The organism is Fulvivirga sp. M361 (assembly GCF_007097395.1).
In the GTDB taxonomy this organism is placed as follows: domain Bacteria; phylum Bacteroidota; class Bacteroidia; order Cytophagales; family Cyclobacteriaceae; genus Fulvivirga.
The window spans coordinates 107,953-126,980 of the sequence record NZ_VKDC01000002.1 but is presented as its reverse complement, the minus strand read 5'-3'; the positions used below and the strand labels follow the sequence as shown (position 1 = coordinate 126,980).

21 protein-coding genes are annotated in these 19,028 nt (G+C 39.0%); 8 read left to right on the top strand and 13 right to left on the bottom strand.

What is annotated here, in order from left to right:
• Positions 1–5: 5 nt before the first annotated feature.
• The 6 genes from FNH22_RS01880 to FNH22_RS01855 all read left to right on the top strand — a co-directional run bounded on the left by FNH22_RS01880 (position 6) and on the right by FNH22_RS01855 (position 5,717).
• The gene (locus tag FNH22_RS01880; protein WP_185154042.1) at positions 6–1,493 is read left to right on the top strand and encodes a RagB/SusD family nutrient uptake outer membrane protein; all 1,488 of its coding nucleotides are present in this window, start codon (positions 6–8) and stop codon (positions 1,491–1,493) included.
• A gap of 11 nt (positions 1,494–1,504) precedes the next feature.
• Positions 1,505–2,374 (top strand): substrate import-associated zinc metallohydrolase lipoprotein, encoded by an 870-nt coding sequence (locus tag FNH22_RS01875; protein ID WP_185154041.1) that lies wholly within the window; start codon positions 1,505–1,507, stop codon positions 2,372–2,374.
• A gap of 7 nt (positions 2,375–2,381) precedes the next feature.
• Positions 2,382–3,776 carry a DUF4302 domain-containing protein gene (locus FNH22_RS01870; protein WP_143396611.1) on the top strand — a complete coding sequence of 465 codons (1,395 nt, stop codon included), beginning with the start codon at positions 2,382–2,384 and terminating at the stop codon, positions 3,774–3,776.
• 128 nt (positions 3,777–3,904) lie between these two features.
• Positions 3,905–4,159, top strand: a complete 255-nt coding sequence (locus tag FNH22_RS01865; protein WP_143396610.1) for a hypothetical protein — start codon at positions 3,905–3,907, stop codon at positions 4,157–4,159.
• Positions 4,160–4,336: 177 nt separating this feature from the next.
• Complete coding sequence (locus tag FNH22_RS01860; RefSeq protein ID WP_143396609.1) at positions 4,337–4,711, top strand: response regulator; 375 nt, start codon at positions 4,337–4,339, stop codon at positions 4,709–4,711.
• A 142-nt stretch (positions 4,712–4,853) separates the two neighbouring features.
• Positions 4,854–5,717, top strand: a complete 864-nt coding sequence (locus FNH22_RS01855) for a universal stress protein (protein WP_143396608.1) — start codon at positions 4,854–4,856, stop codon at positions 5,715–5,717.
• A gap of 25 nt (positions 5,718–5,742) precedes the next feature.
• On the opposite strand, the gene FNH22_RS01850 is transcribed toward FNH22_RS01855, so the two are convergent.
• Together FNH22_RS01850 and FNH22_RS01845 are read right to left on the bottom strand one after the other, a co-directional pair.
• Positions 5,743–6,417, bottom strand: coding sequence for a porin family protein (locus tag FNH22_RS01850; RefSeq protein WP_143396607.1), 675 nt, complete (start codon positions 6,415–6,417; stop codon positions 5,743–5,745).
• Positions 6,418–6,424: 7 nt separating this feature from the next.
• Entirely contained in the window at positions 6,425–6,880 is a 456-nt protein-coding gene (locus FNH22_RS01845) for an SgcJ/EcaC family oxidoreductase (RefSeq protein ID WP_143396606.1), read from the bottom strand.
• 126 nt (positions 6,881–7,006) lie between these two features.
• Between FNH22_RS01845 and FNH22_RS01840 the strand changes: the two genes are divergently transcribed.
• A complete protein-coding gene (locus tag FNH22_RS01840; RefSeq protein WP_185154040.1) occupies positions 7,007–7,411 on the top strand; it encodes a TerB family tellurite resistance protein in 405 nt (134 codons plus the stop codon).
• Here FNH22_RS01840 and FNH22_RS01835 read toward each other — a convergent pair.
• The 3 genes from FNH22_RS01835 to apaG all read right to left on the bottom strand — a co-directional run bounded on the left by FNH22_RS01835 (position 7,402) and on the right by apaG (position 9,759).
• Entirely contained in the window at positions 7,402–8,481 is a 1,080-nt protein-coding gene (locus tag FNH22_RS01835; RefSeq protein ID WP_143396604.1) for a hypothetical protein, read from the bottom strand. The two genes, FNH22_RS01840 and FNH22_RS01835, sit on opposite strands and share 10 nt — an antisense overlap.
• A 112-nt stretch (positions 8,482–8,593) precedes the next feature.
• Positions 8,594–9,373, bottom strand: a complete 780-nt coding sequence (locus FNH22_RS01830) for an O-methyltransferase (protein WP_143396603.1) — start codon at positions 9,371–9,373, stop codon at positions 8,594–8,596.
• Positions 9,373–9,759, bottom strand: a complete 387-nt coding sequence (gene apaG, locus FNH22_RS01825; protein WP_143396602.1) for a Co2+/Mg2+ efflux protein ApaG — start codon at positions 9,757–9,759, stop codon at positions 9,373–9,375. Before apaG ends, FNH22_RS01830 begins: the two co-directional genes overlap by 1 nt.
• Positions 9,760–9,838: 79 nt before the next feature.
• On the opposite strand from apaG, the gene FNH22_RS01820 reads away from it, so the two are divergent.
• Positions 9,839–10,501 carry a uracil-DNA glycosylase gene (locus FNH22_RS01820; RefSeq protein WP_143396601.1) on the top strand — a complete coding sequence of 221 codons (663 nt, stop codon included), beginning with the start codon at positions 9,839–9,841 and terminating at the stop codon, positions 10,499–10,501.
• Positions 10,502–10,558: 57 nt separating this feature from the next.
• Here FNH22_RS01820 and lepB read toward each other — a convergent pair whose 3' ends face one another.
• The 8 genes from lepB to FNH22_RS01780 all read right to left on the bottom strand — a co-directional run bounded on the left by lepB (position 10,559) and on the right by FNH22_RS01780 (position 19,023).
• Positions 10,559–11,713, bottom strand: a complete 1,155-nt coding sequence (gene lepB, locus FNH22_RS01815) for a signal peptidase I (RefSeq protein WP_143396600.1) — start codon at positions 11,711–11,713, stop codon at positions 10,559–10,561.
• A gap of 69 nt (positions 11,714–11,782) precedes the next feature.
• Positions 11,783–12,499, bottom strand: coding sequence for a 4-hydroxy-tetrahydrodipicolinate reductase (gene dapB, locus FNH22_RS01810; RefSeq protein ID WP_143396599.1), 717 nt, complete (start codon positions 12,497–12,499; stop codon positions 11,783–11,785).
• A 1-nt stretch (position 12,500) separates the two neighbouring features.
• Positions 12,501–13,106, bottom strand: a complete 606-nt coding sequence (locus FNH22_RS01805) for a DUF5683 domain-containing protein (RefSeq protein WP_143396598.1) — start codon at positions 13,104–13,106, stop codon at positions 12,501–12,503.
• Positions 13,103–13,999: a ParB/RepB/Spo0J family partition protein gene (locus FNH22_RS01800; RefSeq protein ID WP_143396597.1), complete on the bottom strand. Its 897-nt coding sequence runs from the start codon at positions 13,997–13,999 to the stop codon at positions 13,103–13,105. Before FNH22_RS01800 ends, FNH22_RS01805 begins: the two co-directional genes overlap by 4 nt.
• A gap of 19 nt (positions 14,000–14,018) precedes the next feature.
• On the bottom strand, positions 14,019–14,786 hold the full coding sequence (locus FNH22_RS01795; protein WP_143396596.1) for a ParA family protein: 768 nt from the start codon (positions 14,784–14,786) through the stop codon (positions 14,019–14,021).
• Positions 14,787–14,795: 9 nt separating this feature from the next.
• Positions 14,796–15,476: a metal-dependent hydrolase gene (locus FNH22_RS01790; protein WP_143396595.1), complete on the bottom strand. Its 681-nt coding sequence runs from the start codon at positions 15,474–15,476 to the stop codon at positions 14,796–14,798.
• A gap of 97 nt (positions 15,477–15,573) precedes the next feature.
• Entirely contained in the window at positions 15,574–17,379 is a 1,806-nt protein-coding gene (gene yidC / locus FNH22_RS01785) for a membrane protein insertase YidC (RefSeq protein ID WP_143396594.1), read from the bottom strand.
• An 18-nt stretch (positions 17,380–17,397) separates the two neighbouring features.
• A complete protein-coding gene (locus FNH22_RS01780; RefSeq protein ID WP_143396593.1) occupies positions 17,398–19,023 on the bottom strand; it encodes a CTP synthase in 1,626 nt (541 codons plus the stop codon).
• Between the last annotated feature and the right edge of the window lie 5 nt (positions 19,024–19,028).

Here is a 19,028-nt window from a genome sequence, read left to right as displayed (position 1 = left end):
TTAACATGAGATCTGGCCACATATGCACGTTCATCCTCAGCTTTGGAGTTCTCTTGACTTCCTGCTCTGATTTTCTGGACGAGACACCTGACAACAGAGTAGACCTGGATAACCTGGAAAAAGCCAGCCAACTATTGACCAATGCCTATTCAACGGCAAGTTATGCCTTTACTGATTGGATGTCTGATAATGTAGGATGGACCAGGGGTACTAACCTAAGACCGAGCCACCTGGAAATGTATGCCTGGGAAGATGTTACCACAGGACCTACGGAATTTGACACACCAGATTTTTATTGGTTTAACACGTATAATGCCATTGCTCATGCCAATGAAGTACTGGCCATATTGGATGAATTACCGGCAAATACGGATGAAGAAAAAGAGCGTAAAGATGCGATAGAGTCTGAAGCGCTTTTGACCCGGGCATATGGACATTTTATGCTGGTTAATCTGTTTGCAGAACATACCAGCAACGGTACTGAATCGGAACCCGGGATACCTTATGTTAAAACCCCCGAGACTACATTTATCGGGACATACGAGCGAGAATCTATCCGAAGAGTTTACAGAGAAATAGAAGATGATCTTTTGGATGGACTGGAACTAGTGAATGATAACTTTTTTTCCAACTCAGGAAAATATCATTTTAACCGTAATGCAGCCTTGGCTTTTGCCTCTCGCTTTTATCTTTTTCGTGGCGACTTCGTAAGGTGCCTGGATTACAGTAATCGACTATTAGGAACAGATCCTTCGTCTTTCATTAAGGACCTGACATCAACCGAATTCCGCAATGCCAGTTCATCTATACAAGCTTATCCTCAATTGTATACTTCTCCTGATCTACCTTCTAATTTACTGTTAATGCGTAAGGAATCGCTGGTGCAGCGTACGGATTTCTCTTTTGGCCCTAATGAGAGTTTTTATGGAAGCCTTTTTGGAACACAACCCTTTCCCGAGACTACCGATGAACGTGAAAACCCGGCCTTCGTAAAAGGAGATAATGCGCTTTTCCCTGTTCGATATCAAAGTTTATTTGAGAGAAATAGCCTGAACTCGAACGTTGGTACACCTTATCATATTGCTGTGGCATTCACAGGAGAAGAAGTTTTGCTGAATAAAATAGAGAGCAATATTGCATTGAATAACCTTAACGAGGCAATAGTAGATTTACAACTATTTGTTGAAAGACGGTATAGCGGAGCAGCACCTGTTGTAACGCTTGAAAGACTAAGATCCTTTTTTGGAGAGGATGGCAATCCCTCTTTTACAGATCAACTGGTTTTGCTGAATTACATTCTTTTAGAAAGGAGAAAGGAATTTATTGCCCAGGGGTTGAGATGGTTTGATATTAAACGATACGGCTTTGCCGTTTCCCATACCTTGCAGGATGAGATATCGACAATCAGATTAAGTGCAGATGACCCTCGCAAAGTTTTACAAATACCTCAATCTGCTGTAGATGTGGGTGGACTAGAACCAAATCCAAGGTAAATGTTATGAAAATGATTAAAAGCATAGAAGCACTGTTGGCCGTAATTGCCATTGCATTTTCGTTTTCGGGCTGCTATCCTGATGAAGGATTGGACACTCCCGTAAAAGATGATGAGATCGTCCTTAAGACAGAATTGGACAGATATATACAAACCAATTTTACGGACAGGTATGGTATGGCCATACGCTATAAGTTTGAAGACCGTTTTGTATCACCGGGTGAACAGGCTGTTCCACCGCGATTAGACGTAGTACGTCCCATGTTAGATTTCATAGATGAATTTTGGATTGACCCATACCTGGAGGTGGAAAATGGGCAAGTGTTCTTTGAGAATCATGTACCCGCTGAAATCGTATTTTTAGGTGGATTTATTTTTAATGATGATGGTACCGTTACTCTTGGTACTGCCGATGCAGGAGCTCAAATCACTTTCACCAATGTAAATGCTATTGACCCGGACAGTGCCGAGTGGCGTGATTTGCAGTTACAGACAGTTTATCATGAATTTGCTCACACAGTGCATCAAAGGTATAAACTGCCCCCTTCTTTCGAAACGTTCTCTCCCGGTGGCTACACGAGCGCGGGTTCATGGTTTAATCTTACAGATGAGGAAGCCTTACAAAGAGGTTTTGTATCTCCATATGCTACCAGCTCACCTAATGAAGATTTTGCCGAAACAGTGGCGTTCTTTTTGTTTGACCCGGAATTTGCTGAAAAATTTACTGAAAACGAAGAAGATTGTACTACGGCTGAGTGTGAAGCGCGCAACGAGGGAAGGGAAAGAATACGTCAAAAAATTGCTTCGATCAGTGACCATTATATACGGGTAACGGAAGTGGATCTGGAAGCCTTGAGAGCGGCAGTCCAGGCTAAATTGTAAACATGCTATGCGAATATTTTCTTTATTAGCGGTCTTTCTGTGCTTCGTTGCTATCTCTTGTGAGGACAGTGATGCAGACTTGCCATCTTTTGATGATAGGGTATCGGAAGCGATAAAAAACCTGACAGGCGAGCTGACAGCGCCGGCTAATGGGTGGAGACTGGACTATCAGCCTACCCCTAATACAGGGTTCTATTATATTTTAATGGATTTCAATGAAGATGGACAAGTGACGATAAAATCAGACCTCGCAGAGAGTAATGGTGATTTCTTTGAACAGACGATACCCTATCGGATTGATAATGCGCTTAGCCTGGAGCTGATTTTGGAATCCTATGGTTTTTTCCACTACCTCTTTGAGCAAAATCAATCCACGTTTGGCGCTGAATTTGAATTCATTTTCAATGGTAAAAGTGGAGACAACCTTATCTTCGACAGTAAATCAGATATCTCTAACAGAACGCGGCTGGTATTCATGCCGGCTGAACCCAATGCCGAGAGTTTGCTTTCCAGAGAAGTTTCTGAAAACCTGAATGCTTTTGATGAGATAGCACCCCAAATTTTTGGCGGAGAGCCCATCATTCAGCAGATAATACTGGAAGAGGATGGTATATCTATTTTCTGGGCAATGGATGTATTCAGCCGTACGATACAAGTTGACCTTGCAGGGGTAGGTACTACCGTAAATGAAATAATCAATAATACTGATAATGTAGCTATTGGTCAAACCACGAGCTACATATTATTGGATGATAAAGTGGTTTTGACAGACCCTTTTACATTTACTCTTCGAGGTAGCCAGTTTACTGTCAATGAACTCTCACTGACAGATTTCACCATGGATGGCCCTTCGTTATGTGACCTGAACGCCATAAATACACCAGTATATAAGGGTGAGATCACAAATGTAAGCCCTGTGACGGTTTTTAGAAGCCAATATGATAGTAAAGGCATGGACTTTAAACCTATGACAGAAAACCCATATAGTGTTAATGTCATTTTCGTTTTTGATCAAGATGCCAGGTCTCTGGCTCAACAAGGTTCAATTGCTGATAAGTTTCCTGACGCTTCTGGGTTTGTGTTTAACTATGGATTTGACTCAGAGGATCAACCTGCATTTGCAGCAGGACTCATCATTACCGACGAACAAAATAATAGCAAGACGTATTTACGGGAATTTGAAATGACGGAGACTATTGCTAATACTGTGCAAGTGACTTTTACAGATGATTTTTATTATTCTGAGACCCCTGAAGCCGAAGCTGAGCAAAATTTACGGGAAATAACGGATGAAATTTTCGGTAATGGTAAAATGTATATCTATGATCTTGAAACAGATAACAATACCGTTTTCAGACTCTTTAATCCATGTAATAGGTATGAGCTGTTTCTTGTACAATAGTATGGGGTTATTCATACCTTGAGTAACCTGTCATTGGGAAAATCTATGGTTTGATAAGTAGATATAATGGCACAGGATGTGCGATTTATTGAATAGCTTACCATCTTTGAGGCTTCAAACAAATTACCATGAGATTACCACTGATCAAGCACATTACCGACTTCGTAGATAAGAATGATGAGGACTGGGTTCATGAAACAGTTGAATTACTGGAATATATCGCAGAAGCACCTGGAATAAAGGATGAAGAACTAGAGGTAATTGGAGAATTACTTTCTAATCTCTACGGATCACTCGAAGTACACGAGAGTGTGAAAAACGGCGTGCCTAAAAAGGAAGCTTTAAACACGTTTATGAGTCGTGTAATGGGGTCGATAAACTAAAATGAATAGGCTTTTGCTTATTCATACCACTTTGGTTAAGAATCTGATATTCTGATATTTGACCTTTATCGACATGATATAGCTATTAGCCGAGGATAGTTGGTCATTAGTCCAAGGTTTCCAAATTTTGATATCGAAAGTCTTAATTTAGGTTTAACTGTGATAAATCTCTGTGATATGATTAGACCTAAATGTATATTGCTTATAGAAGACAATGAGATTGATGCGTTTATAGCCAATACAATTTTGGCTAAACACTTTAATAATTGTGAAATTGTTAGAGTAGCCAATGGCCTGGAAGCCATGAGATTTTTAGAAGTGAGTAATCCTGATTTGATCATTCTTGATTTAAATATGCCTCTGATGAATGGTAAGGAATTTTTGGAAAGATCGCTTCAAATACGTCATATACTCGACATACAGGTTGCTGTTCTATCCTCCTCCAATGATTTGACTGATAAGGAGACATGTCAAAAATTAGATGCTGCCAGGTATTTTCAAAAACCTATGACCAATTCAATGGGAGCACAGTTGAGTAAACTTATTAAATGATTTTCATTTAGGCTTTTTCTTAAACGGAGCATGAAGTGACCTCTTCTCGTTTCCTCACTACCAGGTGCGGAAATATATTTGCTTTTTGTTGTTAAAAAATATCGTTAGTTTCAGATACTGAAACGATTAAAATAAAAGAAAAATGAAAAAGATATTGGTTCCTACAGATTTTTCTGATCTATCTGAAATGACTTTAAAGTATGCAGTAAAAATAGCCGATAAAATAAATGCCGAAATCTATTTAGTTCACTTTATGGACCATCCGTTAGGAAGAAGGTTTTCAACAAGTAGTTATGGTGATGAAAGTCACCAGGGAGAAGAGCAGCTTTTTACCATTCAACTGGTCCGCAAATATCATACAACATTAGGAGGTCTGGCGTCTAGCTATAGCCATGCCAAGGGTGAAATCCATTATGAGGTGTTTAACCAGGATTTTGATGGCGGTGTTGAAACATATGTAGAAGAAAAACAGATTGATCTTATCATTATGGGAACCACCGGTGAGGAAACGTTAGAAGAGTTTTTTACCGGAAATCATACTGAGCAGGTTATAGAAAGGGTGTCGTGTCCGATTATTTCTATAAAAGAGAATCCGCATAATATAAATTCAGATTTGATTGTACTTGGTATTGATCTCAAAAAAGATGAAAATGATAATTATGCTAAGGCAGTTGCTTACCTGAATGACTTATCTTCAGGGCTTGGCACTACTATAGAAGTAGTTCATGTAGCAGACGCCGGAATTGGTGATCATTCGGTGTTAGAGGCTGAAGTGAAAAAGATGGCTGATAATTACGGACTGCTGAACTATAATATTTCGGTGACAGAAAATAATGATAAGGAAAGAGGATTAATGGCTTTTGCACTTGCTAAAGGAGCAGGCTTACTGGCAGTACTTACTCATTCTGAAGGAGGTTTTTTTAGAGTATTTTCTCATAGCACATCGGAAGAACTTACCAAGGAATCAGATATACCGGTACTAACCATTAATCTCCATAACGTTTAAGAGTTATACTTGGTATTATTTACTGCTATCCCCCATCTCCGGCCAGAGGTAGCCTGTAAGAAACATGTATCACCAATGCTCGGTTTTTTGCTTCGCTATCTATTAAAGCATTTTGAGAGTTGTCAATTATTTTATTCAGGCCTGTGTGCCAGCTAATACCTATAGCTACGGATTGGATCAAAAAACTACCACCTATTACAGTACCAAAATCAAATAGATTAAAATCATCTCTATTTAATTCATTAAAAGAATTGAAAAAGTCGCCTTGTCGGCTGGAGGAGACCCCTGCCAGGTAGGAGAAATATGGTCCTGCAAAAAAATGAAAGAAAGGGACTGGCTTTACATTAAAGGTTAAAGGCATACGAATGTAATTTGCATTTAATTCTAATATCACTTTTGTATTCGCCCGGGGGAAAGTGCGTTCCAGTTGTGTCCCTTGTGCGGCATAAAATATACCTGTTTCCAGAGAGGTGATTTGAGTGATTTCTTTTTGGACAAACAGGCCTATGTAATAGCCTTTCCGATTAACTTCTTCAAATTGACTTGTGCTATTTACATTTGAAAATAAAGGCCCTCCCTTTATACCAAACTCCCAGGATTGACTGTATAGGATACTACTGGAAATAACATTGATTGCCAGAGCTGCTATGATGATTCGGAGAATAACAGGAGAGACGGAGATCGTCACATACTTTAGCATATGGGTATTACACCTGATCACGGTAATTCACAGCTTCAATTTTATTGTTAATCATTAAATTGGTTTCCTTTCCAGGAACAATATCAGTATTATGTGCTGCCAGGCATATCCATTTACTTTTTTTTCTCTTCACCACAAACGTGAATAAATTAAAACGTACACCCACATGCCTGGTGCTCTCTATTGAGTTTTGTCCCGCCAACTTCATTTTCGCGTGTACTATTGCCACATCATCTGATACGCGCCTGACCTTGGTCCGTATCAGTGAAAGGTGAGAATCAGGAAATATAGTTTTTAATCCATACGCATGGGCTTTACGGATGTCACCCCTGTTATTCCACCATAACCCTACTACATTAATGAAGTCAGCATTCTCAATAAACAATGAAGCAATACCATTTGCATCTCGCTTATTCCAAAAATCAATAAACATTTCGGGGAGGCCTTCAGGTTTCCCAATCATAGATATCTGTTATTCTTTAATGCAATGTAAGAATTTGTTACATTTAAGTTTTGTAGAATTGTGTATAAATAAGGGTTTACTCCCGCCTGTTTATTACGGTATTTGATGGCTTTTAAAGTCGTTATGATGGATGAGCATAAAATTTTGGCCAGGTTGTTTTATTTATTGATCCAGGCTGATGGTAAGGTAGATCATAGAGAGTTAGCGATGGGTAATACCATGTTGATACATGAAAAGCTTGACCAGTCGAAGTTCGAAGCTTTTATGGCTCGAATGGAAGACTGTCCAAAACATCAATTGATTAAAGAATGTATTAATGAATTGAAAATGCTGGATACAACAAAGCAGATTCAATATATGGCATGGATGTGTTTAATTGCCAATGCAGACGGTTTTATGGACGCAAGAGAATGGGCACTTATCTTTCAAATATATCATAAAGGCTTGAACCTTGATAAGAAGGCGATTATGAAAAGGCAGCTTGAGATCAAGACGGCTTTAGGTAAAACCAAGGCCAATGATCAACTTTGAATGAGTGTATGAAAATCAATTGCTGCTTTTTCTAAATGCTCTAACCTTTCCTGAAACACTTTTTCATGTGCCGGGCCTGTGATCTGATAAATCTCCGGCGGATAATGCATGAAAGCTTGTTCAATAAATTGCATATCTAATTGGTCCCGAATTATATTGACTTGTTGAATGAACAATTCCTTCGGTACATTAGCAAGTAATTTTTTATCCAGTGTAATGGAATTACGGATCAATTCTTCAACTTTCATCGGTCCACTGTCAAAAGATTGGAACTTATTGTTTGCCAGCATAACAAGCTTACTGACCAGCCCATCTCGATACATGCATAGGGCCATATCTCTGTCTATAGGTATAGGACGTACCACTTTTTGAGTGCCGGATGGATATATACCCCATTTCCATTGTTTTTCATGCCGGTCCCAATCGCTGACTACAAAGTCAAACAGTCGGCATTTTATATACATGGCTGTATCCAGGTATACCTCCTTGTTTTGTAATGCAGCCAGCATCGGTTCTGTTTTTATTAGTCGCTTGGGGTAGTCAAATTCAGAGTGATCTATCCAGCTTTTACCTATTTCTTCTTCTAAAAGGACAGTTTGTCCGGCAAATACCTGTGTGACGCTGTCCTTTTTTTCAGTATATGGTATTACATAGATAGTAGGGTTAGGATGAAGAATTCCCAAGCGGTTCATAAACTGGTTTAAAACAACAGTGGCATAAGGGTTTATAGCTGAGGCCTGATCCCTTAAAAAAGGGCGTAAAAAAGATTTTTTTAATAAATTTGGAAGAATTTTGGCATTGTCCTTATCTACGGATCTGAAGGTATAATGCATTCCATTTTTGTTTTCAACTTCTAAACTTGTTGTTTGTTGTCCTCCTCCTGATTTAATGAACTGCATTGTATCCAGCCCCCAGTAGACCGGAAGTTTTGTTTTGGTACTCCATAGTCGTCGATGATGGGTGCCTAGTATTAGGTGAGCGATTGGACCTGCTGTATAAAATTCGGATGCCGCGATAATAATTGAGTCAGGATAGTCAAGGCCATCAAATAATTTCTTCGCCCGGATCATCTTTTTTTCTATGTTGAAAGACGCTTGTTCACATGGGTTATAAATATTTGGAAGTCCAAAAAACAAAAAAATGAGCAATGCAAATGGTATCAGTATCCGAAAAAATAACTTTCTATAATTCAAGGACATAGTGTTGCTTACTCAAGTCAGGATTAATAAAAACTATTCCGATTTGATAAAGATCAATAGTAAGTGTCACCTGATAGTGATTTTTAATCCATATCCAGGCTTTTTCCATTTCAGGAGTTAAATGAATGTCATCAAAAACAAAACAGGTAGTGTTATGACTTTTTCGCAGGCAAAGATCATAGTACTTTAAGGTAGCATTATACCGGTGGTTTGCATCGAAATAAACAAAATCTAACTTATCTGACTGTTCCAAAAAGTGAGGTAGTGTATCATCAATATTCCCTTCTATTACCTGAACATTTTCCCGTTGATCTTCCAAAAGTTCGTTGGCAATATTGGCCAGTGAACCAGACCCTTCAAATGTGGTTACCGTACAGTTACGGTATAAAGAGAGGTAAAGAGCGTTTATTCCTAGTGAAGTTCCCAGTTCTAATACGTTTGTACATTTCATATAACGTATCATTTGTTCCATTATTACACTGTACTTCCTCTTGGTGATGCCATGCGAGGCGATGTCTGTTATCCGCCGTCGCGAATTTGAATTCTTCTGAGAACCTGAGCCAAAATCCTCAACGTCTATGGAATGCTCACTAGCTTTGAATTTTTCCCGAATTTTCTCTATGGAAGCGTATTGTGACGTATTTTTATTATTGACTAATATGTTCTTGTAAAGTTCATAGATAAATGGTGCCTGAAGTGAATGAATATTTATTGCATCTAGCCAGTAGCTAATGTAACTCGTTATTCGATAAAACTTTGACACTAGTTTAACTTAAAGGGAACGATCATCGTGAATTCAGGAATGGTCACTTCAAAGCTTTTTCCATCTACAATTCTTTCCATAAGATAGGTGCCCCACATCTTACCAATTCCCGACTTCAGGTTACAACCCGAAACATATTGATGGAACTGACCTGGTTCCAATACGGGTTGCTGACCGACAACTCCTTCTCCCTCTACTTCTCTGGGCAATAGTGCAGCGTCATGTACGTGCCAATGTCTGCGAAGTAATTGAATCGTATTTTCACTCTGATTCTCAATAGTGATACGATAAGTGAAAACATAGTGATATTGACTAGGACTGGAATATGAAGGTTGATATTCCGTCTCTACCGTTACCTTGACACCTTTAGTTTTTTCAGTTACCACTATAGTTTAAATATACTTGTAAAACGAATAAAAAAAATAGTTGTTTACTTTTAATGTTAAGAAATTATTTGGACATACAATGGAAGTTAAGATAGCTCAAAGTTGGAAAAACCAACTTAATCACGAATTCAATAAGCCATATTTTGAGAATTTAGTTCATTTTGTAAAACAAGAATATCAAAACCATACAGTCTATCCACCAGGAAAAGAGATGTTTAGTGCATTTGACCGGTGTGACTTTGAGGATGTTAAAGTGGTAATTATCGGACAAGACCCCTATCATGGACCAGGACAAGCCAATGGTCTGTGCTTTTCTGTTCGTGATGGTATTAGAAAACCACCCTCATTATTAAACATCTTTAAGGAACTCAAAGATGATCTCGGTAAAGAAATACCGGAATCAGGCAATCTGGAGCGGTGGGCAGATCAGGGAGTATTACTGCTGAATGCAACACTGACAGTTAGGGCAAATAGTGCAGGGTCTCATCAAAATAAAGGATGGGAACAGTTCACTGACAGAACAATAGAGATAATTTCTGAAAAAAAAGATGGGATAATCTTTATTTTGTGGGGAGCATATGCTCAGAAAAAAGGACATGTTATTGACAGTAGCAGGCATTTTGTTATTCAATCCGCTCATCCTTCGCCTTTTGCTGCAGACAGAGGGTTTTTTGGTAGCAAACCCTTCAGTAGAGCAAATGAGTATTTATCGAATGCCGGCAAAGAGCCTATAAATTGGTAACTAAAGTTTCATTGTGCTACACATCATTAAAACTTTTGATGTGTAGCACAGCCATTGTTACTCTATAAGGTTAAAAAACCTGCTCCATCTGACTTTACTTAAGAAACTTTTGTTTGAATCCAGGGAAAGCCAAATGAAGAAACCCTTACCCACCACATGATCTTCCGGGACAAACCCCCAATAGCGGGAGTCTAATGAATTATGACGGTTATCACCCATCATAAAATAATAGTTTTGATTAAAAGTATATTCGGTTACTTCCTTCTTATCAATATATAATTTGTCATCCCTGATTTCAGCATTCTTGTTGTGATCGTACAGGGTAATGACTTTTCCATAAGTCAGCAGATTTTCCCTGTTAATTGGGATTTTCATACCTTCAGCAGGTATTGTAACAGGACCATACCAATCTGCATTCCAGGGAAACAATTCTTCGTCATTTGGAAAAATATTGGATTCCCACTTACCTTTATCATAAGACTTAAAAAGACTTACCTCCTGTACAAATGGGAGTTCTTCCAGTTTCTGCTTTTCATTTTCAGTGAGATAAGACAGTTGAAGAGCACTGTTCTCCTCGACTTTCATAACAATAGGTTGATCAATTCCCAGGTTTTCCACCACACGTTCACTTAGCGCCGTTTTTGAGCGGATGGTATAAGAGAATTGCATTCCGTCAGGGTTTTCAGAAGGTTGGCCATTGATCATCACCTGACGGTCTTCTATTTTCAACACATCACCGGGTGCACCTACACATCTTTTGATGTAATTAGTTTTTAAATCCACCGGGTAGTCGATCCATTTATTTTTATCGTATTGTTCAAAATTGTTTTCAGCAATTCCAGGTACGTTAAAAACAACTACATCATTACGTTTCACACTTGTAAAACCAGGTAATCTGTATTGGGGTAGTTCAATCCAATCCAGGTAAGAAGGGATTTCAGTAAGCCATATCTTCTGATGGGTGAGGGGTAGCTGTAATGGTGTTTTTGGTGTACGCGTTCCATAATGGAATTTGCTTACAAAAAGGAAATCACCCACTAAAAGTGATTTTTCCATCGATGGGGTAGGGATCATAAAGGCTTCCATGATCAACCACCTTATCAATGTCGCGGCCACTACAGCAAATACGATAGCGTCAACCCATTCTCTTAATTTTGATTTGGGTTTTTTATCTTCAGTATCTTTTTTCTTTTCCCAGAATTTCCAGTTCATTATTGAATTTCTTTAACTGTTGTATTTGTGTGGCTTATTTAAAAAACCTTACAAATTAAGGTGATTTTTTTAAAACTTTAAGAAATCTTCCATTCCCAGTACGCCCTTTTTACCCATCATCCATTCAGCCACCAGCAAGGCGCCTTTCGCAAAACCCTCTCTTGAATGAGCCGTATGTTTGATTTCAATAGTATCAATAGGAGAAGAGTATTTGATGATATGAGTTCCAGGTACTTTTCCTTCTCTTTTGGAGTATATAGGAATGGCTTTTTTGTCACTATCGTCATTCAATATCCATTTTTCCTTGAGATCACTTTTTTTGATAATTCCCTCGGCCAGTGTAATTGCAGTACCACTAGGTTCATCCTTTTTCTCAGTGTGATGGATCTCTTCCATTTCTAAACGATATTCGGTAGTATTTTCCATTAACTCAGCTAACCGTTCATTTAGCTTGAAAAAGAGATTTACGCCAATACTATAGTTTGAAGAATAGAAAAAAGCGCCATTATTCTCCTTGCAGAGAGTTTCAATATCATCTTTACGGTCCAGCCACCCCGTAGTGCCGGATACTATGGGAATACCATGCTGCAGGCAATAAATAATATTATTATAAGCAGCATCAGGTTGGCTGAATTCAATGGCTACATCTACATTGGTATGGTTATACTGATGTAGGTCGGTATAATTGTCTTGATCGATACGATCGGCTATTAGATGCGAACGGGATAAGGCGAGTGTTTCGATGGTTTTACCCATTTTACCGTAACCCAACAACAAAATTTTCATATTAAAATCTCAGTTTTATAGCGAGCCCCGCCCGGTAATTTTCATATTGAGGTTGTTCGAACTTAGGTTCAATTTTAACCCTGAGATCAGGGTTAAGTTTAAACTCTTTGAGGTGAGCTGAAATGTGTGCCTCGGCAATCTGCAACAGATAAAAAACACCTGTCATAATCATATAAAAATCACGCTCTCTTCTTGCATCATCCACCAAGTTACGCAGTTGTTGTTCTGTTAAACCATCAGGACTTGGCTCGCCGGTCTCCAGTAATGCGAACAGATCACTTCTGAACCGGCTGTGTTGATCATTCCAAAATTTTACCGTCAAACCAAAACCTATAAAGCCGCCGTATACTATAGGTAATTTCCAGTAATCTTTGTTATATATCTGTCCCAGACCTGGCAGAACTGCTGCATATAAAGAAGCTTTTCTTGGAACAAACTTTGAGGCGTAAGATTGAATTTCCTGTACTTTAACACTATCACTATCAGTACTACTTATCAGTTCATCGTTGTTATACGTTGAATCCGTGGTTATTCCGGGAGGTGTTATCTGTCCAAATCCCAAAGCGGCATAAGTAAGTATGATTATGAGTAAAGCAGCTTTTTTCATTTCATGTCGAGAATATCCAGTATCCTGTTCAGGTCTTCTACTGAAACAAAAGGAATTTTAATTTCACCTTTCTTTCCATTGGATTTGACCTGTACACGAGTGCCAAAATGTGAAGCTAATTTACCCTGAAGCCCTGCAATTTCCTTGCTAGTTTCGTTTTCCGCTGGAGTATCTTTTAGCTCTTTCTCTTTCAGACTCTGCCTGACCAGTTCCTCTACTTTTCTCACGGAAAGGTCTTGCTGGATGATCCTTTTAAAAATGTCCAATTGGAGCGCTACATTTTCTATGTTAATAAGAGCTCTGGCATGTCCCATGGATATTTTCTTGTCTCTCAAAGCTGCTTGAATATCAGGTGGCAGTTTAAGAAGGCGCAGATAATTATTTACTGTGGTTCTGTTTTTCCCCACACGGCCCCCTAATTCTTCCTGTTTAAGATTACACTCGGAGAGTAGGCGCTGATAGCTTAGTGCAATTTCTATGGCATTTAGATTTTCCCTTTGGATGTTTTCGATCAATGCCATTTCCAACATTTGCTGATCGTCAGCCGTCCGTACATAGGCGGGTATGGCCGATAAGCCTGCAAGTTGTGAGGCTTGAAAACGTCGTTCGCCGGAGATTAACTGGAATTTGTTTTCAGCGAGTCTTCTTACCGTGATGGGTTGAATGATCCCTTGTGTTTTAATGGATTCACTCAATTCCCGAAGGGCATCTTCATCAAAATGAACTCTTGGCTGATAAGGATTAACTTCTATTTCCTCGAGTTTGATTTCATTTATACCACTTGATTTAGATGGTGTTGCGGAAATAATACCTTTAGATGTTGAAGGAGAGTCATCCAGCAACGCTCCTAACCCTCTGCCCAGTGCATTTTTTCTTTTAGTCGTTTTTGCCATTCCTCCTCACTTTAACTTATTAAATACTATTCTTTTCTACTATCTCCCTGGCCAAATTCAGATAGCTGATGGCGCCCTTGCTTTCTGCATCATGAGCGATCACAGGTATACCGAAACTTGGTGATTCACTGAGCTTTATATTTCTTGGAATAATGGTATCAAATACCATAGAGTGAAAATGAGTTCTAACCTCTTCTACTACCTGGTTACTCAGGCGCAATCTCACATTGTACATGGTGAGAAGTATCCCTTCTATTTCAAGATCGGTGTTTAATCGGGTTTGAATGATCTTAATGGTATTCAAAAGTTTACCCAATCCTTCTAAAGCGAAATATTCACATTGTACTGGTATTATCACTGAATCAGCGGCTGTCAGGGCATTTATGGTTATTAAACCTAACGAAGGGGAACAATCAATGATCACGAAATCATAATCATTTTTTATTTTGTTTAGCGACTCCTTCATTTTTCCCTCGCGCTCTTCTATGCTTACCATTTCAACTTCTGCTCCCACTAAATCTATATGAGAGGGTAGGATATGCAAGAACTCTATGTCAGTTGGCCTTATAGCATCTTTTGCCTCTACCGCATCTACCATGCACTCATAAATGCTGTTTTCAACGGACTTCGGATTGATTCCCAAACCGGAGGTTGAATTGGCCTGAGGGTCGGCATCTACTACAAGTGTTTTGTATTCTAAAGCGGCAAGACTGGCAGCCAGATTAATGGCTGAGGTAGTTTTACCTACGCCACCTTTCTGGTTGGCAATAGCAATTATTTTACTCATGTATAAAACTTACAAATTAATGACGTCTCCAATATTCATCAGGATCAATTCCTGACCATTTTCTTTAAACGTATTTATGGCTTCATCATGGTCAATTTTTATAAAAGGAAAAGAATCATAATGCATGCCTATCACTTTGGTGGTGTTGACAAATTGTGCAGCACGCGAAGCATCTTTTATACCCATAGTGAAATTATTCCCTATGGGAAGGAATGCAAAATCTATCTTGAACTCGTCAGCGATCAACTTCATATCATAGGTTAAAGCTGTGTCTCCGGCGAAGTAAAATGTACCTTCACTATTGCTGATAATAAATCCTCCAGGGTTTCCTCCATGGCTGCCATCAGGTAAACTGCCTGTGTGAACGGCATTCACCATTTTGACCTTTCCAAAATTAAAGTTCCATTCGCCACCAAGGTTCATTGAGTGGTTGTTCTCAATTCCTTTTTCTTCAAACCATGAGACAACTTCAAAATTAGCAATGACCTGGGCTTTAGACTGCGCATAGATCAGTTCAACATCAGCAACGTGGTCCTGATGTCCATGAGATAGCAGAATAAAATCCGGTGTAATGGTACTCACATCAATATCAGCCGCTAATTCATTAGGTGTAATGAAAGGATCAAAGAGAAGTTTTTGACCCTCAGTGTTTACTAAGAAGCTGGAATGACCGAAATAGGTAACTTGCATAAGCTAGGGTGTTTTATGCTTTAAAATCAGGCCTACAAAGATATAAGTTTAATTGAATTATAATCGGTACACCTATCCAAGTTCCATAACATGTTACTTATTTCTTTGACTTACTTTGCTGGCTGGCCTTCATTGCATCTTCCAGTCTTTGCTGAAACTTTGATTTTTTCTTGCTTCCACTTCGCTTTCTGTTTTCCTCAAGTACTTTTTTGATTTTATCTTCATCAATGAACTTACGTATCAAGGCTTGTTGGCCAAACGTTACCAGGTTAGAAACAAAATAATAGAAACTTAATGCAGCCGGATATGAATTAAGCACAAACATAAAAATCACAGGCATCAGGTAAGAAAATGATTTCATGGGTCCCTGTACGGTACTTACTTGCTGGTTTTGCCAGGTGATAAATATAGTAGAGACAGTCATGAGTAACACGAATAGACTGACGTGACTTCCATAAAATGGGATAGTAAAGGGTAAGTCTAAGATAGAGTCGTAGGATGATAGGTTTTCTGCCCATAAAAATGACTTGCCTCTTAATTCAATCGACTGGGGAAAGAAATAAAACATGGAAAGTAAAATGGGCATTTGAAGTACCATGGGAATGCACCCACTCACAGGATTTACTCCTACTTTTTGATACAACTTCATTTGCTCTTGTTGAGCTTTGGTCATATCATCCCCATGTTTTTCCTTTATTTCATCCAGGTCTGGCTTCAACACTTTCATTTTTGCCATGGAAACATATGACTTGTATGAAAGAGGTGATAAAGCCAGTTTGATCAGGAACACCATGATAATGATGATTATACCATAGTTATCGATGAAGTTATTTAACAGATCAAACATCGGGATGATCACGAATTTGTTCACCCATAGCATCGGAGGCCAACCTAACCAAAGGTTTTTGGAAAAGTCCGTGGCAACATCGGGGGTAATGTGGTAATCATTCGGGCCAAAATAATATTTAAAATGCCCCTGGTTAGAGACGATATCGTCATAAGGCAATTTTAAATCTACTTTTGCATATTTTACTTCAGTTTCATTATTCGGATTGAAGTCAGTGCTTATCCTGGCCCCGTTAAACTTATTTTCAGCGATAAAGCCTGCAATAAAGAAGCGTTGTTTGATAGAGATCCATTCGACGGGTTCATTTAAGATCTCTTCCTCTAACCCATTGGACCGTTCACTTAGATAGTCAAAATCACCCTTTGATGTATAATAATTAATAGTGGTATTGGTACGACTTAACGTAATGTCTTTTTCCTGGGGTATGATATGGTCATTCCACCTAAAGTCAAGGTCCTCTCGATTGATGATGCCTTCCAGTCCCTTTAACTTGAGTTGATAGGCTACTTCATATCCCTGAGCAGACATTTTATAGATGTGTTCAACATACTTACCATCGCCAATTTCAAGTTTAAAGCTATGGATACTCGTATCGGCCACAGAGGTTTTGGAATAACTATAGAATAACTCTGTCAGATCAATTATTCTGTTGTTCGATTTTAAAGATATTTCAAAATCACTACTCTCAGGTGATAGTAATACAACGGGTTTGCCCTCAAACGTTTCAAAACTTTTGAGTTCTACCTGTTCTATAGAAGCCCCCTTTGTGCTAAGTTCTATTTTTAACAGATCGTTTTCGAGTGAAATGGTTTCTTCAACTCCTGACGCCCCTACGCTGAAAACACCAAATTTGTCTGTGTTCATAGCTTTAAGCAATGAATCTGGTAATTGAGTTAACTCTTCATTCGGAGTGTCGTTTGTTTCTACTTTTACTTCTTGTTCTATTGTAGTTTCTTCCACTAATTCTTCCGCCGACGGTTCCGGAGCGAAAAAAGTGAAGTATCCGATTACCATTAAGGCAATCAATATTAAGCCTGTGGCTTGATTTCTATCCATTACTGATATCCTATTAGATTAATTCTTAGCGTGTAGTTTACTGTTTTGTATTGCTGCTCTCACAAATTTGACGAACAAAGGGTGTGGATTAAGTACCGTGCTTTTTAGTTCAGGATGATATTGTGTTCCTATAAACCAAGGGTGGTCCGGAAGCTCAACTACCTCTACTAACCCTGTTTCCGGGTTAGTGCCTGATGCCATCAATCCGGCTTTCTCCATTTTGGTTAAATACTTATTATTGAATTCATACCTATGACGATGACGTTCAATGATTTTAGATTTGCCATAGATCGTTGCAGCTTTACTTCCACGTTTAAAGGTGCAAGGATAAGCACCTAAGCGCATGGTTCCTCCTTTTATCGTTATTTTTTTCTGTTCTTCCATCAGGTCAATTACAGGGCTTTTAGTATTTTCATCAAGCTCGGTAGAAGCAGCATCTTTAATCTTCAGCACATTTCTTGCAAACTCGATGACGGCGCATTGCATGCCCAGACAAATCCCGAAGAAGGGTATTTTATTTTCTCTTACATACCTCACGGCTTCTATCTTTCCGGGAATACCACGTTCCCCAAAACCCGGTGCAACTAAGATGCCATCAAGCTTACCAAGGACAGATTGGCAGTTTTCCTCATTGATGCTTTCAGAAGGGATCCATTTCAGGTCTACTTTACATTCATTTACCGCTCCGGCGTGAATGAAGGCTTCAGCAATAGATTTATAGGCATCGGGTAATTCAACATATTTGCCCACAAGACCGATCTTGACTTCTTCTGTGGGGTTTTTAAGCTTACCGAGGAAATCTTTCCATTGGTCTAAATTTGGTTCTGTTTTGTTAGAGATCTTCAACTTGGTTAACACCCTCTCGGCTAATTTCTCTTTACGCATCAATATAGGCAAATCGTAGATAGTATCAGCATCTAAGGCTTCTATGACCGAATTATATTGAACATTGCAGAACAATGCCAGTTTTTTTCTGATGTCATCAGGTAATTTCGTTTCTGCACGACAAACCAGGATGTCCGGTTGTATACCGGCTTCCAGCAATTGCTTAACGGAATGCTGTGTGGGTTTAGTTTTGAGCTCCTTTGCAGCCTTAAGGTAGGGGATCAGTGTCAAGTGGATCACCAGGAAGTCGTTTTGTCCTACGTCCCATTTTACTTGCCTTACCGCTTCTATGAATGGCAATGATTCAATGTCGCCTACACATCCGCCTATTTCCGTAATTACAAAATCATAGTCGCCACTTTCGCCAAGCAGGTAGACATTTCTCTTTATTTCGTCAGTGATATGAGGTACTACCTGGACAGTCTTTCCAAGATATTGCCCTTCTCTTTCTTTGGTGATGACATTGTTATAAATGCGTCCTGTGGTAATGTTATTAGCCTGAGAGGTGGCTGTATTTAGAAAGCGTTCGTAATGCCCCAAGTCCAGATCAGTTTCCGCACCATCATCTGTAACGTAACACTCGCCGTGTTCATAAGGATTTAAAGTACCTGGATCAATGTTAATATAGGGATCAAATTTTTGAATTGTTACCTTAAAGCCCCTGGCTTGTAGTAACTTACCTAATGAAGCTGATATAATTCCCTTACCTAAAGAAGATGTTACGCCGCCCGTAACAAAGATGTATTTCGCCTTGGCCATAAGTT

Excerpts from the sequence above, each read along its gene's own strand:
- FNH22_RS01855 (WP_143396608.1), top strand. The coding sequence starts at position 4,854 with ATGAAAAAGATATTGGTTCCTACAGATTTTTCTGATCTATCTGAAATG.
- yidC (WP_143396594.1), bottom strand. The coding sequence starts at position 17,379 with ATGGATAGAAATCAAGCCACAGGCTTAATATTGATTGCCTTAATGGTA.
- FNH22_RS01850 (WP_143396607.1), bottom strand. The coding sequence starts at position 6,417 with ATGCTAAAGTATGTGACGATCTCCGTCTCTCCTGTTATTCTCCGAATC.
- FNH22_RS01820 (WP_143396601.1), top strand. The coding sequence starts at position 9,839 with ATGGAAGTTAAGATAGCTCAAAGTTGGAAAAACCAACTTAATCACGAA.
- FNH22_RS01835 (WP_143396604.1), bottom strand. The coding sequence starts at position 8,481 with ATGATCCGGGCGAAGAAATTATTTGATGGCCTTGACTATCCTGACTCA.
- FNH22_RS01840 (WP_185154040.1), top strand. The coding sequence starts at position 7,007 with ATGGATGAGCATAAAATTTTGGCCAGGTTGTTTTATTTATTGATCCAG.
- FNH22_RS01805 (WP_143396598.1), bottom strand. The coding sequence starts at position 13,106 with ATGAAAAAAGCTGCTTTACTCATAATCATACTTACTTATGCCGCTTTG.
- dapB (WP_143396599.1), bottom strand. The coding sequence starts at position 12,499 with ATGAAAATTTTGTTGTTGGGTTACGGTAAAATGGGTAAAACCATCGAA.
- FNH22_RS01865 (WP_143396610.1), top strand. The coding sequence starts at position 3,905 with ATGAGATTACCACTGATCAAGCACATTACCGACTTCGTAGATAAGAAT.
- FNH22_RS01790 (WP_143396595.1), bottom strand. The coding sequence starts at position 15,476 with ATGCAAGTTACCTATTTCGGTCATTCCAGCTTCTTAGTAAACACTGAG.
- FNH22_RS01800 (WP_143396597.1), bottom strand. The coding sequence starts at position 13,999 with ATGGCAAAAACGACTAAAAGAAAAAATGCACTGGGCAGAGGGTTAGGA.
- FNH22_RS01845 (WP_143396606.1), bottom strand. The coding sequence starts at position 6,880 with ATGATTGGGAAACCTGAAGGCCTCCCCGAAATGTTTATTGATTTTTGG.
- FNH22_RS01860 (WP_143396609.1), top strand. The coding sequence starts at position 4,337 with ATGATTAGACCTAAATGTATATTGCTTATAGAAGACAATGAGATTGAT.
- FNH22_RS01870 (WP_143396611.1), top strand. The coding sequence starts at position 2,382 with ATGCGAATATTTTCTTTATTAGCGGTCTTTCTGTGCTTCGTTGCTATC.
- FNH22_RS01795 (WP_143396596.1), bottom strand. The coding sequence starts at position 14,786 with ATGAGTAAAATAATTGCTATTGCCAACCAGAAAGGTGGCGTAGGTAAA.
- FNH22_RS01875 (WP_185154041.1), top strand. The coding sequence starts at position 1,505 with ATGATTAAAAGCATAGAAGCACTGTTGGCCGTAATTGCCATTGCATTT.
- FNH22_RS01880 (WP_185154042.1), top strand. The coding sequence starts at position 6 with ATGAGATCTGGCCACATATGCACGTTCATCCTCAGCTTTGGAGTTCTC.
- FNH22_RS01780 (WP_143396593.1), bottom strand. The coding sequence starts at position 19,023 with ATGGCCAAGGCGAAATACATCTTTGTTACGGGCGGCGTAACATCTTCT.
- lepB (WP_143396600.1), bottom strand. The coding sequence starts at position 11,713 with ATGAACTGGAAATTCTGGGAAAAGAAAAAAGATACTGAAGATAAAAAA.